Origin of the sequence: Methylobacterium sp. 4-46, assembly GCF_000019365.1 — a bacterium.
In the GTDB taxonomy this organism is placed as follows: domain Bacteria; phylum Pseudomonadota; class Alphaproteobacteria; order Rhizobiales; family Beijerinckiaceae; genus Methylobacterium.
In genome coordinates, this window is record NC_010511.1 from 1,973,125 (window position 1) to 1,988,856 (window position 15,732).

Consider the following 15,732-nt stretch of genomic DNA (forward strand, 5'->3'; position numbering starts at 1 on the left):
CGCGGCCAGCGGTCGGCGGGAATGATGCGCAACGAGGTCGCCGAGCAGGATGGCCCCGCGCGATCCTGCTCCGGCGGCACCCGACGCGGAGCCGCGCCATGACCGTTCCCAAGGTCGCCATGCTCACCGCGGGGGGACTCGCGCCCTGCCTCTCGGCGGCGGTCGGCGGGCTGATCGCCCGCTACACCGACCTCGCCCCCGAGATCGAGATCATCGGCTACCGCAGCGGCTATTACGGCCTCCTCAAGGGTGAGGTGCTGGAGGTCACGCCCGCCGTGCGGGACCGGGCCCGCACGCTGCTGCGCCACGGCGGCTCGCCCCTCGGCAACAGCCGCGTCAAGCTCACCAACGTCAAGGATTGCGTGAAGCGCGGCCTCGTGCGCGAGGGCGAGGACCCGCTCAAGGCGGCGGCCGAGCGGCTCGCCCGCGACGGCGTCACCATCCTGCACACGATCGGCGGCGACGACACCAACACCACCGCGGCCGACCTCGCCGCCTACCTGCAGCGGAACGGCTACCGGCTCACGGTGGTCGGGCTGCCCAAGACCATCGACAACGACGTGGTGCCGATCCGCCAGTCCCTCGGCGCCTGGACGGCCGCCGAGCAGGGCGCGGTCTTCTTCGAGAACGTCGTCAACGAGCAGAGCGCCAACCCGCGCATGCTCCTCGTCCACGAGGTGATGGGCCGCAATTGCGGCTGGCTCGCCGCCGCCACCGCCCGGGCCTATCGGGCGCGCCTCGCGCGCCAGACCTTCCTGCCGGACTTCAACCTCGACCCCGCCCACAAGGACATCGACGCGGTCTACCTGCCCGAGACGCCGATCGACCTCGACGCCGAGGCGGAGCGCCTGCGCGCGCGCCTCGCCCGGAAGGATTGCGCGACGCTCTTCGTCAGCGAGGGCGCCTGCCTCGACGCGATCGTGGCCGAGATCGAGGGGCGCGGCGAGGTCCTCGGCCGCGACGCCTTCGGGCACGTCAAGATCGACACGGTGAATGTCGGCCAGTGGTTCGCCGATCGCTTCGGCCCCCGCCTCGGGGTCGAGAAGACGCTGGTCCAGAAATCCGGCCACTTCGCCCGCTCGGCCGCGCCCAACGCCGACGACCTCAACCTGATCCAGGGCATGGTCGACCTCGCGGTCGAGAGCGCGCTCGCGGGCGTGTCCGGGGTGATCGGCCACGACGAGGAGCACGAGGGGCGCCTGCGGGCGATCGAGTTCCCGCGCATCCGGGGGGGCAAGGCCTTCGACCCGGCCACCCCCTGGTTCACCGACCTCCTCGCCGCGATCGGCCAGCCGCGCGGCTGAGCCCTACTCCGCCGCCGCGGGGAGGGGCGCCCGGTCGGGCAGCCCGTCGAGGGCGGCCGGGCGCGGGCCGCCGGTCGCCCAGTCGAGCAGTTCCACCGTGTGGACGATCGGGATGGCGGTGCCCTTCCCGATCTGGGTGGCGCAGCCGATATTGCCGGTCGCGATCAGGTCCGGCGCCACCCGCTCGATGTTGGCGACCTTGCGGGCGCGCAGGGCGCCGGCGAGTTCGGGCTGCAGGAGGTTGTAGGTGCCGGCCGAACCGCAGCAGATGTGGCCCTCCGGCACGTCCTTCACGGTGAAGCCCGCCCGCTTGAGCAGGGCCTTCGGCTCGGTGCGGATGCCCTGGCCGTGCTGCATCGAGCAGGCCGAGTGGTAGGCCACGACGAGGTCGGTCTCGACCGACGGCTCCCGCAGCCCGATCGCGGCGACGTACTCGGTGACGTCCTTGGCCAGGGCGGAGACGCGCCGCGCCTTCTCGGCATAGGCCGGGTCGTCCCGGAACATGAAGCCGTAATCCTTGATCGTCGTGCCGCAGCCCGAGGTGGTGATGACGATCGCGTCGAGGCCCGGCCCGTCCATCTCGGCGATCCAGGCGTCGATCGTGCGCCGGGCGAGCGCGTGGGAGGAATCCTCCCGGCCCATGTGGTGGGTGAGCGCCCCGCAGCAGCCCTCGCCCTTCGCCTGCACCACCTCGATCCCGTGGCGGTTGAGGAGGCGGATCGCCGCCTCGTTGAAGTCCGGCCGCAGCACCGACTGGGCGCAGCCGCGCAGGAGCGCGACCCGGCCCCGGCGCGGCCCCGCCGGCGGGAACAGGCCCGGCCGGTCGCCCGCGCCCCGGCCCGGCAGCGCGGCGGGCGCGAGGTCGAGCATGGCGGAGAGCCGGCTGCCCGCCCGCGGCAGCCCGGCGACCAGGCGCCGGAAGGGCTTGCCCAGGGTGGCGGCGAGAAGGGCGAGGCGGAAGCGGTGCGGATAGGGCAGCAAAGCGGCCAGCAGGGCGCGCAGCCAGCGGTCGGCCGCCGGGCGGGCGTAGGTCCGCTCGATGTAGGACCGGGCGTGGTCGACGAGGTGCATGTAATGCACGCCGGACGGGCAGGTGGTCATGCAGGACAGGCAGGAGAGGCAGCGGTCGACGTGCTTGACCACTTCGGGCGGCGCCGGCTTGCCGCCCTCCAGCATGTCCTTGATCAGGTAGATCCGCCCGCGCGGCGAGTCGAGCTCGTCGCCGAGGAGCAGGTAGGTCGGGCAGGTGGCGGTGCAGAATCCGCAATGCACGCAGGTGCGCAGGATTTTCTCCGAGGCCGCCATGGCCGGATCGGCGAGCTGCGCGGGGGTGAAGTTCGTCTGCACGACGGTTCCTCGATCACGTTTTGTCGGGGCGGCTTCTCAGGGGCCTGCCGTGTTCTAGACCAATTCCACGGCGCGTGGGGCGCCGTCGTCGCCGCATCCGGAGCCGGAGCGATGCAGACATTCTTCTATTACCTCGCCACGCTCGTCGAATCCGCCCTCTCGCTGGTGGGGATCCGGGCGGCCTACGAGGCACCGGCCTACGCCCTGGTGCGCCGCCTCGACGGGGAGGTCGAGATCCGGGATTACGCGCCGCGGACGGTGATCGAGACCGGAACGCGCGGGCCAGGCGATGCCGAGGCCTTCCGGCGCCTGTTCCGCACGATCACCGGGGGCAATCGGGGCGCGCGGCTGATCGCCATGACGGTGCCGGTGGAGCAGGCCGAGCGGCCCGCCGCGCCGGCTTCCCCCGGGACGGCGGGGGAGGGGTCGATGCGCTTCGTCCTGCCGCGCAAGGTGGTCGCGGCGGGCGCGCCGGAGCCGACCGACCCGCAGGTGCGGCTCGTGCACCTGCCCCCGCAGCGGCTGGCGGTGCTGCGCTTCTCGGGGGCCGCGGACGCGCGCACGCGCCGCGTCCGGGAGGAGGAGCTGCTGCGCAGCCTCGCGGCGGCCGGGCTCGCGCCGCGCGGCGCGCCCGTGCTCCTGTCCTACGATCCACCGATGACGCCCCCGTTCCTGCGCCGGAACGAGGTGGCGGTGGAGGTGGCCTCAGCCCCCTGATTCGGCGGCCGGACGCGGCGCCATCCCGGTGAGCGCGTCCCGCATGGACTTGGCCCGAGCGTCCAGCCTCCGGACAAAGTCGTCGTCCACCTCGACGTCGCCGCCCCGCAGGCGCTTGATGTCGAGGTAGGGAATGAAGATGTCGGGCTTGCCGGACAGCCAGATCGCCGAGACGTGCAAGGCCGGCACGTCGAGGATCCGGATCTCGTAGGGGGTGGGCTTTCCGTCCGCGATCGTTGCGGCGAGGGCCGCGGCGTCCATGAGGCGCCGCGCCGAGTCGCCCCGCGAGAGACTGGCGAACCGTGCCTCGTCCCCAGCCCTTTGGCCGAGATCGGCCACCGCCGCGGAGCCGCTGCCCGCTTCGAGGAGGTAGCGCCAGCCCACGGGCTCGGCGCCCGACACGCCCTCGGCGCTGACCTGGTCGAGCCCCAGGCGGTAGAGCGGGATCGGCTCCGACAGGTTGAGGGCGGCCCCGCCGGCCGCGCCGGCGCCGGCGTCCGCGCTCCAGAGGTCGCGCACCGCGCGGGCGACGATCGCTCGGCCGTGCTCCGGGGCCGGCTTCAGGATCAGGCTCATGGTCATGCTCCCAGGAGATCCGGATCGTCCGCGCCCGCCTGCGCCACCGCGGCGCCCCCGCTGGCGGTCGGGGCCGTGAGATAGGAATGCGTCCAGTCGCCTCCCGATCGGTACAGGGACGGAAACTCATCGTAGGCCACCTGAGTCTCCATCTGGGTCTCCATCCAAATCGGGTCCGCGATGTCGAGATAGGTCCGGCCGTCCTGCGTGAGATATCCGATCACGGCGACGAAGTGGCCGCCCCCACCATACCACCCGATCCGACAGCCGACGACCGAGCCCGCGTCGATCCGCGCCTGCACCTGGGCGAAGGTCAGAGGCTGGGCGGTGGTGTCCTCCAGGTGACCGACGATCTTCAGGACACGATCCAGGTACCAGGGCTTGTCGCACTTGGTCGTGTCGCTCCCTCCGTCGGCGCAGCAATCCTGACGACCGAGGGCGGTGCAGGCGAGTGCGCATTGCGTCCGCCTGCGAGCGCCGGCGTAGAAGTGCTCGATGCTGACGCCGACTGCGGCCCAGCACCAATTGTCCTGCTCCTGCTGCTCGATTCCGAAGCTCAGCCTGCGTCGAAGGGGCGGAGCGGACCCTCCCAGGGCCGACACGGCTGCGGGGGCGTGGCCCTGGATCGGCCGCGGTGACAGGAATTGCGGAATAGGCATTCAGCCCTCACTGAATGTCGGCCGGACCTTATGACGGCCGCGTCGGATCGTCCGGCATCGATTCCGCATGAATCTGCATCGGAGTCGGACCCTCGTCCAGGGGCAACATTTTGGAAATCGGCGCTCCGGCACCCGCGAGAACGCTGCTGAAGCGAGCGAGTACGGGAGCATGTGCAGCCGGATCAATCGCGCTCGCGTTTCTCATCTGCTGGCGTAAGAAATCATCGCTCAAAGTTTCTCTGGATCCAGGTCGAGTCAGGCAATCGAACCGTTAAATTGTTGACCCTGGCGACGGCAGGTCGCGGCATGTGCGCGCGAGGTCAGGGAAAGGCGCGGCGCTCGCCGGGGTCGAGATCTGTTCCGCGCGTGCCGCACAGGCTTCCTATACGACATCCGACGGGTTGCGTCGCCATGCGGATGCCGGCTTCGCTCACGCGCCGCGCGGGCTTGGCATACCCAATCCGCTTGATCCCTTCGGGATGGCGGATCGGGGCTTCGCTCACGCGCCGCGCGGGCTCATGATCCGCTTGATCCCTTCGGGATGACGGATTTGGGCTTCGCTCCAGTGCCGCGCGGGCTTGTCATGCGCTGTCCGGACGTGATCGTCCGGACAGCGGATCACACCCCCGGATACATGCGGCCCGGGTTGAACAATCCGGCCGGATCGTGGGCCGCCTTGATCCCGGCCGTGAGGCGCATCAGCGGCTCCGCCAGCGGCTCGAAGACCGGCACGGCGGCGCGCACCGCCTCGGGGGCCCGCACCAGGGTGGCGTGGCCGCCGACCTGCGCCACCGCCGCCCGCAGCGCCGCCGCGCCCGCATCGCCCTCGGGGCTCGTGCGCAGCCAGATCAGGCCGCCCCCCCAGTCGTAGAACCACGCCGCCGCGCGCTCCCGGGCAATGGCGGCGGTCACGAGCGGGCCCCGCGTCGGCGCCGTCGAGATGCGCCAGACCACCCCCTCGCCGGCCGAGGCCGCGAAGGGCGTCGCGTCGCGCACCGAGGCCCAGAGCGAGGCCGCCTCCCCGCCCTCGATCACGGCCGGGGTGCCGAAGCGGCGCAGCAGCCGGCGCAGCTCGCCGAGCCGGTAATCGATCGAGGCGGAGAACCCCTCGATGCGCAGGAAGCTGCGCGCCTCGCCGCCGTCGATCCCGGCGGGCCAGTGCGCCGCCCCGGTGATCTCGAAGGGCGAGCCGAGGGCGAGGCTCAGCGCCTCGACCGCCCGGGCATCGTCGAGGCCGGGGAACACCAGGGTCGCGGCGCTCTCGGGCACCGGCAGGACCTTGAAGGTCACCTCGGTCAGGAAGCCGAGGGTGCCCCAGGAGCCGGCCATCAGCTTGACGAGGTCGAGGCCGGTGACGTTCTTCATCACGCGCCCCCCCGACTTCACCACCTCGCCGCGCCCGTTGACGAAGCGCACGCCGATCAGGCTGTCGCGGGCCGCCCCGGCCATGATCCGCCGCGGCCCCGAGATGTTGCCGGCCGCCACCGCCCCGATGGTCGGCTCGCCCGAGGAGCCGAGGAGCGGGCGGTGGTCCATCGGCTCGAAGGGCAGCATCTGGCGCCCGGCGGCGAGCCGCGCCTCCACCTCGGCCAGGGGGGTGCCGGCCAGCGCCCGGATCACGAGCTCGGCCGGCTCGTAGAGCGTGATGCCGGTGAGGGAGCGGGCCGACAGGGTCGCCTCGTCCTGGGCCGGGCGCCCGATCCCCGCGCGGGTGCCGCCGCCGACGAGCCGCAGCCGCTCCCGCCGCTGGGCCGCGGCCGCCACCATCTCCGCCGCCTCCGCCTCGGTCCGGGGCTGGTACACGCTCATGGCCGTTTCTTCCCTCCCGGCCGGATCGGCCGGATCGGCGAGGAATGCGGCGAAGCACCGGCCGGCGCAAGCCGTCGCCGGCGCGGCGCAGCGCGCCGTCCCGAAGCGTCATTCGCCGAAGCGATCACCGGTTTGGCGGCAAAAATGATGCGAAAACAAGAGTCTAAGCAGAATTGCGCCATGCAATCCTGCTTAGGCGGCCGGAACCGCCCGGCGCAGGCGCGGCGCCACCGCCGCGCGCAGGCCCGCGATGTCGAAGATCCAGACCGCGGCGCCGTAGACCGCCGCGCCCGCCGCCACGCTCGCCCCGAGCGCCGGCCAGGGGCCGAGGCCCCGCAGGGGCAGCACCGCCGCCACCATCAGGCCGGTCGCCGCCAGGGAAGCGGCGAGGTCGCGCAGCGGCAGGCGCAGGCGCCGCGGCCCGGTAAGGCCGCGCAGGGCCAGGAACAGGCAGGCCGCCATCAAGCCGAGGGACTGCGCCGCCGCGATGCCCGAGGCGCCGAAGGCGCGCGCGAGCGCGAGCCCGCCGAGCCCGTTCACCCCGGCCCCGATCAGGGCCGCGACGATCACCGGCCGCGTGCGGCGGCGGATCTGGAAGATCGGATTCAGGGCGAAGTTCATCAGCGCCCCGGCGAACAGGCCGGGCAGCAGGAGCAGCGTGTAATGGGCGAAATGCCCGCGGAACGCCTCCGGCACCACGATCGCCTCGACCGCCGGGGCGACGAGCCAGAACCCCGCCGCGCAGGGCAGCAGCAGCGCCACCACCACGGCGCCGTTGCGCGCCACCTGCGCCTCGCCGGCCGCCGCGCCGTGATGCTCCTCGGCCTGCACGGCGAGCTGGAACAGCAGCAGATCGAGCGCGGCGCCGAGCGTGCTGAAGATCCGCCCGCCGATATCGGCCGCCAGGGAGAAGTAGCCCGACTCGGAGAAGCCCGCCAGGGCCGCCACCGCCGCCCGGTTGGCGAAGGGCATCAGGTGGTAGACCGCGTTCGCGGCGATCAGCGGCAGCCCGTAGGCCGCGAACACCCGCAACGTCGCGTGCCGGCGCGCCCGGTCCGGCGCGTGCGGCGGGTCGGCGAGGGCGCGCCGCACGGCCAGCACCGCGAGGAACTGGCTGAGGCCGCCCGCCACCATCACGAGGGGCGGGAACGGCAGGAGCCAAGCGGTCGCGGTCATCAGCGCCAGGGCGAGGGCGTTCTTGGCCAGGACCAGCCGGAAATAGAGCCCGCCCTCGAACCGCGCCCGGGTGAGCGCCGCGGCCGCGTCGAAGAGGCCGATCCCGACCGCGGCGGCGGCCGCGGCCGCGGCGAGCCGCGTCTCGTCGTGCCAGCGCGCGGCGAGTTCGCCCCCCGCCAGGACGAGGAGCGCCGCGCCCGCGAGCCCGACCGCCACCGCCGCGTAGGCGCGGTTCAGCATGGCGCGGATCCAGGGCTCGTCCCGGCGGACCCGGTCGGAGTAGAAGCGCGTCGCCGAGAGGCGCAGCCACTCGAACAGGAGCGTGTTGAGCAGCACGGCCCCGGCCGTCCCGAGGGCGAAGCGGCCGAAATCCGCCGGCCCGAGGAACTGCGCGATCAGCAGCCCCAGCGCGAAGTTGAGGGCGGCGTTGATCACGAAGGCTGCGATGACCGCCATGTCGGGCTGCTTGCGTGGGGACCGGGACGAGAGGTGTACGTGGTCGCGGCGAAGATGTCCTTAAGCGCGGCGGCCGGGCCCGGGCGCGCGATGCTGCTCGCCGTGGCCGGCATCGGCCTCCTGTCGCTGATGGACGCGATGATCAAGGGGCTGGCGGCGCGCTACGCCGTGCCGGAGATCGCGTTCCTGCGCTACCTTTCCGGGTCGGTCCTGATCCTGGCGCTGCTGGCGTGGCGGCGGCCGGGCTGGCCCTCCGCGGCGACGTGGCGCGCGAACGGCCTGCGCGCGGTGCTGGCGGCCGCGACCGCGCTCACCTTCTTCACCGGGCTCGCCCGCCTGCCCCTCGCCGAGGCGCTGGCCCTCTCCTTCCTCAGCCCGATCTTCATCGCGCTCTTCGCCGGCCTGCTGCTGCGGGAGATGGTGCGGCCGCGCGTCTGGGCGGCCCTGCTGCTCGGCCTCGCCGGGGTGCTGGTCGTGGCGGGCGGGCAGCTCGGCGGCGCCGCGGCGGGGGAGGGGCACCTCCTCGGCATCGCCGCCGTGCTCGCCTCGGCGCTGACCTACGCGCTCTCGATGGTGCTGCTGCGCGCCCGCGCCGCGCGGGATTCCGTCGCGGTGATCGTGGCGATCCAGCATGTCGGGCCGGCCGCGCTGCTGGCGGCGCCCGCCGCCTCCACCTGGGTGCCGGTGGCCGCGTCGGACTGGCCGGCCTTCGCGCTGGTCGGCGCGCTCGGGGTGGCGGGCCACCTCGTGCTCAGCCGCGCCTATGCGGGGGCGGAGGCCGCCCGGCTCGCGGTCGCCGAGTACTCGGCGCTGATCTGGGCCGTCGGCCTCGGCTATCTCGCCTTCGGCGAGGTGCCGGGGCTCGCCACCGCGGCGGGATCCGGTCTGATCCTGGCGGGCTCGGCCCTGGCGGCGCGGCGCTGACCCGACCGGTCAGGCGAGCGCCTCGGCCCCGGCCTCGGCCGGGATGTCGCGCAGCGAGATCATGCCGACCACCGCCTCGTCCCGCATCACCGGCAGGTGGCGGATGCCCCTCTCGGCCATGAGCCGGTGCGCCTCGGCGAGGGGCGCCTGCGCGGCGATGGTCAGGGGCTCGCGGGTCATCACCTCGCGCACCAGGGTCAGCATCGGGTCGCGGTGGCCCGCGATCACCCGCCGGGCGATGTCGCGCTCGCTGATGATGCCGATGAGCCGGCCCTCGTCCAGCACCGCGAGCGCGCCGACGTTGAGCGCCCGCATCCGGTGGCAGACGCTCGCGATCGTGAAGCTCCCGGTCACCGCGTGGAGGGGGTGGCCGGCGATCACGTCGCCGACGGTGGGGACGGTCATGCTGCGCTCCGCTGGCGGGCCGCCGCATGTCTGGAGGGCGGCCCGAACCGTGGCGGCATCCTCCCCCGCGCGGCCGGCCCCGGCCTTGACCTGAGTCAAGCGCGGCCGGCGCTCCCGCTCCTCCGCGCCGGCATCCGGCTCGCGGCGGGCGGCCGGCGGCGAGGCCGCGCCCGCGTCCGGCCGACGGCGCAGGACGCCGACGCATCGGGCCGCCGACCCTCACGACTCGGCGCCGCGGGCCAACGGCGCGGCGACCGTGCGAGACCGCAACCAGCGCTCACGAGACATCCCCGCTCGGATCAGAACCAGCCCCTCAGCTTGAACCACAGGGCGGGCGCGAGCGCGCTCAGCGCGATCACGGCGAGCCCGTAGGGATAGCCCCAGGCCCAGTCCAGCTCCGGCATGTGCTTGAAGTTCATGCCGTACATCGACGCGACGAGCGTCGGCGGGATGCCGATGATCGACACCACCGTGAGCACGCGAAACGTGTTGTTCTGCTCGATGTTGATGAGGCCGAGGGCCGCGTCGAGCAGGAACTGCACCGTCTCGGAGAGCCGGGTCTCGAACTCCTCCAGCGAGGCGATGTCGAGGTGCAGCGTGTCGAGATGGGCATGGTCCTCCGGGCCGAGCCAGGCCTCCGCCTCGCTCGCCACGTAGGGCACCATCCGGTCGAGGCCGACGAGGGCGGAGCGCAGCTTGGCGAGGGCCTTCCCCCGGCGCCCGATCTCGCCGAGGATCCGGCGCAGGGCGAGGTCGCGCCGCTTGGGCGCCGAGGCCTCGCCGTGCCCCGCGTCGAAGTGGAAGACCCGGGTCGAGAGCGCGTCGAGCGCGTCGCTCATCGCCTCCAGGCTGTCCGCCATGGCGTCGACGAGTTCGGCCATCAGGGCGGTGAGCACCCCGACGCTGGTCTCCAGGCCGTCGCGCTCGGCCTGGCGCTGCTTGACCGCGTCGAAGGCCGCGAGCGGCTGGAAGCGGATCGAGACCAGCCGCTCGCGGGTCAGCACGAAGCCGAGCGGGCGAAGCCCGAGATCGCCCGGAACGAAGGACACCATCGGGGTGCTGAGGTAGAGCGCGTCGCGCCGCCGCCGCAGGCGGCTCGACCGCTCGACCTCGCTCAGGGCCGCGCGGCTGGGCACCTGGAGCCCCGTCGCCTCCTCGGCGAGCGCGATCTCGGTCTCGCTCGGATCGACGAGGTCGAGCCAGACCCCGTGAGGCGGCGGCGCCGCGCAGGCCTCGCCTTCGGCCACGACGCCGCCGGGGCCGTGCAGGGTGATCATCGGGGAAGGATCCTGGTGGGCCGGCTTGTTGGCGCAGAACGTCTTGACTTGCCCGAAGGGTCCGCATAGGTCAGCCGCGGCTCTGGCACTCACCGAAAGTGAGTGCTAACAGGCCGCGCCGACACCGTGCGGCCGCACCGACGCCGAGGCACCATCGCCAAGTGCTTGTGGGAAGCAAGAGGGCAGCACATGCAATTCCGTCCGCTGCACGACCGCGTGGTCGTCCGTCGCATCGAGAGCGAGGAGAAGACCAAGGGCGGCATCATCATCCCGGACACCGCCAAGGAGAAGCCCCAGGAGGGCGAGATCGTCGCCGTCGGCCCGGGCGCCCGCGACGAGACCGGCAAGGTGACCCCCCTCGACGTGAAGGCCGGTGACCGCGTGCTGTTCGGCAAGTGGTCGGGCACCGAGGTCAAGATCGACGGCCAGGACCTCCTGATCATGAAGGAGTCCGACATCATGGGCGTGCTCGCGTAAGGCGGCCCGGAATTCCGCCGCGACCCCCGCGCCGCCCCCGCGAGGCGGGCGCCGCGCCGGGGATCGCGCAAGACGACGATCGAACAGAGAGGTTTGGACATGGCAGCGAAAGACGTTCGTTTCGCCTCCGACGCCCGCGAGAAGATGCTGCGCGGCGTCGACATCCTGGCGGATGCGGTCAAGGTGACGCTCGGCCCGAAGGGCCGCAACGTGGTGATCGAGAAGAGCTTCGGGGCTCCGCGGATCACCAAGGACGGCGTGACGGTCGCCAAGGAGATCGAGCTCGCCGACAAGTTCGAGAACATGGGCGCCCAGATGGTGCGCGAAGTGGCCTCGAAGACCAACGACCTCGCGGGTGACGGCACCACCACGGCGACCGTGCTGGCCCAGGCCATCGTCAAGGAAGGCGCCAAGTACGTCGCCGCCGGCATGAACCCGATGGACCTCAAGCGCGGCATCGACCTCGCCGTCACCGCGGTCGTGAAGGACATCCAGGGCCGCTCCAAGAAGGTCTCGGCCTCCGAGGAGATCGCCCAGGTCGGCACCATCTCGGCCAACGGCGACAAGGACATCGGCCAGATGATCGCTCAGGCGATGCAGAAGGTCGGCAACGAGGGCGTGATCACGGTCGAGGAGGCCAAGACGGCCGAGACCGAGCTCGACGTGGTCGAGGGCATGCAGTTCGACCGCGGCTACCTCTCCCCGTACTTCATCACGAACGCGGAGAAGATGATCGCCGAGCTCGAGGATCCCTACATCCTGATCCACGAGAAGAAGCTGTCGTCGCTGCAGGCGATGCTGCCGGTGCTCGAGGCGGTGGTGCAGACCGGCAAGCCGCTGCTGATCGTGGCCGAGGACATCGAGGGCGAGGCGCTGGCCACGCTGGTGGTCAACAAGCTGCGCGGCGGTCTGAAGGTGGCGGCCGTGAAGGCGCCGGGCTTCGGCGACCGGCGCAAGGCGATGCTGGAGGACATCGCGATCCTGACCGCCGGTCAGATGATCGCGGAGGATCTCGGCATCAAGCTGGAGAACGTGACGCTTCCGATGCTCGGGCGGGCCAAGCGGGTGCGGATCGAGAAGGAGAACACCACGATCATCGATGGGGCCGGGGATAAGGCGGACATCGAGGCGCGGGTGGCGCAGATCAAGGCGCAGATCGAGGAGACGACCTCGGACTACGACCGGGAGAAGCTGCAGGAGCGCCTGGCGAAGCTGGCCGGGGGCGTGGCGGTGATCCGGGTCGGCGGCGCGACCGAGGTCGAGGTCAAGGAGAAGAAGGACCGCGTCGACGACGCGCTCCACGCGACCCGCGCGGCCGTGGAGGAGGGCATCGTCCCGGGCGGCGGCGCCGCCCTGCTGCGGGCTCGCGAGGCCATCAAGGACCTCAAGAGCGACAACGCCGACGTCCAGGCCGGCATCAAGATCGTCCTCAAGGCGCTTGAGGCTCCGATCCGCCAGATCGCCGCGAATGCCGGCGTCGAGGGCTCGATCGTGGTCGGCAAGGTCGCCGAGAACGGCTCGGCCACCTTCGGCTTCGACGCGCAGAACGAGACCTACGTCGACCTGATCCAGGCCGGCATCGTCGACCCGGCCAAGGTCGTGCGCACCGCCCTGCAGGACGCCGCCTCGGTGGCCGGCCTGCTGGTGACGACCGAGGCGATGGTCGCCGACGCGCCCAAGAAGGAGGCCCCGCCGGCCATGCCGGGCGGCGGCGGCATGGGCGGCATGGACTTCTGAGGTCCACTCGCCACCACGAGACGGAGAGGCCGCCGCGAGGCGGCCTCTCTGCGTTCGGGCCCCCGGTCGGCCCCGGCGACGGGTCGCCGCCGCCGCGCCTCGCCACGTTGTCGGCGCGCGGGCGCGCCCGGCCAAGTCGTCGCGAGGGCGCGGTCAGTCCGGCGGCCTGCGGAGACTGCAAAGCGTTCCGATGACGGGCCGGTAACTTCCGTCCGCTAACCTCGGGGCATGCGGATCACGATCATCTCCCTTGCCCTGCTCCTCTCCGCGGCCTCCGCCGAGGCGCAGACGCTGGAATTGGATCAGCGCCTGCGCAGCTGCCTGTTGGAACAGGCGCAGCAGACAACGAGCGAATCCAGGAAGGATGGCGAGAAGCCCGACCTCAAGCAGCAGGCGGGTCAGCTTCTCGGCCGCTGCGGCACCGATGTCGGGGCGTGGCTCTATGCCTGCCGGGCGGAGCGCAGCGAGCCCGATTGCAGCCGTGGGGCGGACGTCCGCGCCGTGGCGGCGCTGCAGGGCGGCAAGGGCGCCGGCGGGGACGCGAGCAAGGGCGGCGGCCACTGACCGCCGCGCTGGGGCGCCTTCAGCGCCCCTTCCACTGCGGCGGGCGCTTGCCCAGGAAGGCCTCGATCCCCTCGCGGAAATCCTCGCTCGTGTAACACATCAGGATCAGGTCGTCGCCCGCCTCGGAGGGGACCGCCTGGATGCGGCGCAGCCCCTCCTTGGTGGCGCGCAGGGTCAGCGGGGCCTGGGCCGCGACGGTGAGGGCGAGCGCCTCGGTGCGGGCCGCGAGCGCGTCCGCGTCCGGCACGACCTCGTGCAGGAAGCCCGCCGCCTTCGCCTCCTCGGCCTCGTAGAGCCGGCCCGTAAAGATCATCTCCTTGACCCGGGCCGCGCCGACCAGGCCCGAGAGCCGCGCGAGGCTCGACAGCGAGAGGCAATTGCCGAGGGTCCGGGCGATCGGGAAGCCGAACCGGGCCTCCGCGGAGGCGACGCGCAGGTCGCAGCAGGCCGCGATCGCCGCCCCGCCGCCCGTGCAGGCCCCCGCGACCGACGCGATGGTCGGGACCCGGCAGGTCTCCAGGGTCGACAGGATGCGGTCGATGCGCCGCTCGTAATCGAGCGGGTCCTGCGGCGTCGTGAAGGCGCGGAACTGGGCGATGTCCGTCCCCGCCGCGAAGGCCTTGCCGCCGGCCCCGGAGATGACGAGCACCCGCACCGAGGGATCCTCGTTGACGCGCGCGCAGAAGGCGGCGAGGTCCTCGTACATCGCGAAGGTGAGCGCGTTGCGCGCCTGCGGCCGGTTGAAGGTCGCGCGGGCGATGCCCCCGTCGATCGAGACCAGCAACTCGTCCGTCCGTCCCTCGCTGCCCATCTGGCGCACTCCCTGATCTGTCTCGTCCCGGGTTAGCGGCCCGGCGCCCCGCCCACAAGCGCCGGTCCGGGCCGCGCCGTCCCGCGGACCGCCGCGCGGGTGGACAAGGTCCGGCGCGACCTCCGCGGCCACGCTTGCCGTGCTGTGCGCGGGCCGGATCAGGGGCGAGGGAGACGGGACGATGCGCGCGGCCGTGGTGATCGCCGGATGGGCCCTCGGCTTGGCCGCCGGGGCGGCGCAGGCCCAGGTGAACAACGACGACCTCGTGCCCTGCGTGCCGGAGGGCGAGGTCCGCGTGATGCCCTGCCCGACCACCGTCTTCTCCGGCGTTCCGGGCAGGACGGCCGGCCCTTCCCGCAGGGCGACCAAGTCGCGTGCAACAACCAGAATTTCGGCGACCCGGCCCCCGGCCAGACGAAGACCTGCTTCGACGCGCGCCGCGGCGAGCGCCGATCGGAGCGGGCCCGGCGGCGTTCGGCGGTGACGCCGGCGGCGGGCCCGCAACGGAGTGGCCCTCGCCGGATGCGGACGGGTCCGCTCAGGCGCGCAGCCAGACCTCGTAGCAGGCGGTGGCATCGGCAAGGTTGGACCGCTCCCGGAGTGCCGCCAGGAACGACGTGTCGGTCATCTCCCGAAGCGTGGGATTGAGTGGGCATGTCTGGACGAAGACGGCATCGGCCTTCGCCAGGTAGGCGCGTGCCTCGTCGACCGTCAGCTTGCCGACCGTCCGCAAGGGATCGAGCCAGAGTTTGGTGCCGGGCGTGGGAGAGGCGCCGAGAAGGCGGCCGAAAGGTTCGACGTAGCCGATCGTGGTCACCCGCATCGGCGGGTGGACGAGGTTGCGCCGTCGCACCAACTCGCCCATGGCCGCGACCTCGCGCGCCCATGCGAGGCTCATCGCGGGTTCGGTCGCGTTCAGGCCGCCCGCGAAGGCGGAATCGGCCCCTTGGACGATCACCTTGGTTGCCTCGGGGCCGTGCCAGAGGGCCGTGTAGCGATCGGCGACCGTGCTGGTCCGCTGCGGGACGAGCGCGCGCCCGATCACCGCGTCGAGTGCGGGCTCGCGCCTCATGGAGGCGAGGTGATGGACCGCCATCGTGCTCCCGCGGCGCAGGATGGACTCCGCCAGAGGGTAGGCCGCGGTCACCAGGAGAGCGACGACGAGTGCGCTCGCCCCATGATCGCCCCGGGATGGGCGGGGCGGTCGGGCCGAGCGTGCGGCGAATCCGCCGAGCGGACCGAAGGCCAGGACGATGACCGGGAACAGGGCGAGGTTGCCGGTGCCCTGGCTCTCGGTCGCCAGAACGGCCAGCACCGCCGCGGCGATCGGACGGTCTTGATCTCTCGACGAATAAACGAGCGTAGAAAATTGCAGTAAGCAACTGATATAAATGGTGCTTTTACACCTGAAGTAATCGTATAACTCATATCGAAATCCATAATAAACTTCTGTGAAATTGCTCTGTTTGGTCGAATTAATAATATGAGGTAAT

At 72.2% G+C, this 15,732-nt stretch carries 16 protein-coding genes; 6 read left to right on the plus strand and 10 right to left on the minus strand.

The window, feature by feature from the left end; translation table 11 throughout:
* The first annotated feature begins 98 nt into the window (after window positions 1-98).
* A complete protein-coding gene (locus M446_RS08315; protein ID WP_012331660.1) occupies window positions 99-1,304 on the plus strand; it encodes a pyrophosphate--fructose-6-phosphate 1-phosphotransferase in 1,206 nt (401 codons plus the stop codon).
* Between the two features lie 3 nt (window positions 1,305-1,307).
* Here the strand turns inward: M446_RS08315 and glcF are convergent, their stop codons facing one another.
* Window positions 1,308-2,651 carry a glycolate oxidase subunit GlcF gene (gene glcF, locus M446_RS08320; RefSeq protein ID WP_012331661.1) on the minus strand — a complete coding sequence of 448 codons (1,344 nt, stop codon included), beginning with the start codon at window positions 2,649-2,651 and terminating at the stop codon, window positions 1,308-1,310.
* A 111-nt stretch (window positions 2,652-2,762) separates the two neighbouring features.
* Between glcF and M446_RS08325 the strand changes: the two genes are divergently transcribed.
* The gene (locus tag M446_RS08325; RefSeq protein ID WP_012331662.1) at window positions 2,763-3,368 is read left to right on the plus strand and encodes an SOUL family heme-binding protein; all 606 of its coding nucleotides are present in this window, start codon (window positions 2,763-2,765) and stop codon (window positions 3,366-3,368) included.
* Here M446_RS08325 and M446_RS08330 read toward each other — a convergent pair.
* From M446_RS08330 to M446_RS08345, 5 genes are all read right to left on the minus strand, one after another.
* Window positions 3,357-3,944, minus strand: a complete 588-nt coding sequence (locus M446_RS08330) for a hypothetical protein (RefSeq protein ID WP_012331663.1) — start codon at window positions 3,942-3,944, stop codon at window positions 3,357-3,359. The two genes, M446_RS08325 and M446_RS08330, sit on opposite strands and share 12 nt — an antisense overlap.
* A gap of 2 nt (window positions 3,945-3,946) precedes the next feature.
* Complete coding sequence (locus M446_RS08335; RefSeq protein ID WP_012331664.1) at window positions 3,947-4,603, minus strand: papain-like cysteine protease family protein; 657 nt, start codon at window positions 4,601-4,603, stop codon at window positions 3,947-3,949.
* Window positions 4,604-4,923: 320 nt separating this feature from the next.
* Complete coding sequence (locus M446_RS38075) at window positions 4,924-5,106, minus strand: hypothetical protein (RefSeq protein ID WP_168169145.1); 183 nt, start codon at window positions 5,104-5,106, stop codon at window positions 4,924-4,926.
* A 115-nt stretch (window positions 5,107-5,221) separates the two neighbouring features.
* On the minus strand, window positions 5,222-6,412 hold the full coding sequence (gene glcE / locus M446_RS08340) for a glycolate oxidase subunit GlcE (RefSeq protein WP_012331665.1): 1,191 nt from the start codon (window positions 6,410-6,412) through the stop codon (window positions 5,222-5,224).
* A 192-nt stretch (window positions 6,413-6,604) separates the two neighbouring features.
* Window positions 6,605-8,044, minus strand: coding sequence for a lipopolysaccharide biosynthesis protein (locus M446_RS08345; RefSeq protein WP_012331666.1), 1,440 nt, complete (start codon window positions 8,042-8,044; stop codon window positions 6,605-6,607).
* Between the two features lie 39 nt (window positions 8,045-8,083).
* Between M446_RS08345 and M446_RS08350 the strand changes: the two genes are divergently transcribed.
* The gene (locus M446_RS08350) at window positions 8,084-8,968 is read left to right on the plus strand and encodes a DMT family transporter (RefSeq protein WP_012331667.1); all 885 of its coding nucleotides are present in this window, start codon (window positions 8,084-8,086) and stop codon (window positions 8,966-8,968) included.
* 9 nt (window positions 8,969-8,977) lie between these two features.
* On the opposite strand, the gene M446_RS08355 is transcribed toward M446_RS08350, so the two are convergent.
* Window positions 8,978-9,373 carry a cyclic nucleotide-binding/CBS domain-containing protein gene (locus tag M446_RS08355; protein ID WP_012331668.1) on the minus strand — a complete coding sequence of 132 codons (396 nt, stop codon included), beginning with the start codon at window positions 9,371-9,373 and terminating at the stop codon, window positions 8,978-8,980.
* Between the two features lie 299 nt (window positions 9,374-9,672).
* Window positions 9,673-10,650, minus strand: a complete 978-nt coding sequence (locus tag M446_RS08360) for a magnesium transporter CorA family protein (protein WP_012331669.1) — start codon at window positions 10,648-10,650, stop codon at window positions 9,673-9,675.
* Between the two features lie 189 nt (window positions 10,651-10,839).
* On the opposite strand from M446_RS08360, the gene groES reads away from it, so the two are divergent.
* From groES to M446_RS08375, 3 genes are all read left to right on the plus strand, one after another.
* On the plus strand, window positions 10,840-11,127 hold the full coding sequence (gene groES, locus M446_RS08365; protein ID WP_012331670.1) for a co-chaperone GroES: 288 nt from the start codon (window positions 10,840-10,842) through the stop codon (window positions 11,125-11,127).
* Between the two features lie 99 nt (window positions 11,128-11,226).
* Window positions 11,227-12,864, plus strand: coding sequence for a chaperonin GroEL (gene groL / locus M446_RS08370; RefSeq protein ID WP_012331671.1), 1,638 nt, complete (start codon window positions 11,227-11,229; stop codon window positions 12,862-12,864).
* 228 nt (window positions 12,865-13,092) lie between these two features.
* Window positions 13,093-13,428, plus strand: a complete 336-nt coding sequence (locus M446_RS08375; protein WP_012331672.1) for a hypothetical protein — start codon at window positions 13,093-13,095, stop codon at window positions 13,426-13,428.
* A gap of 19 nt (window positions 13,429-13,447) precedes the next feature.
* Here M446_RS08375 and M446_RS08380 read toward each other — a convergent pair whose 3' ends face one another.
* A complete protein-coding gene (locus M446_RS08380; RefSeq protein WP_012331673.1) occupies window positions 13,448-14,239 on the minus strand; it encodes an enoyl-CoA hydratase/isomerase family protein in 792 nt (263 codons plus the stop codon).
* Window positions 14,240-14,777: 538 nt separating this feature from the next.
* Window positions 14,778-15,554, minus strand: a complete 777-nt coding sequence (locus M446_RS08385) for a hypothetical protein (protein ID WP_043700994.1) — start codon at window positions 15,552-15,554, stop codon at window positions 14,778-14,780.
* Window positions 15,555-15,732: the final 178 nt, after the last annotated feature.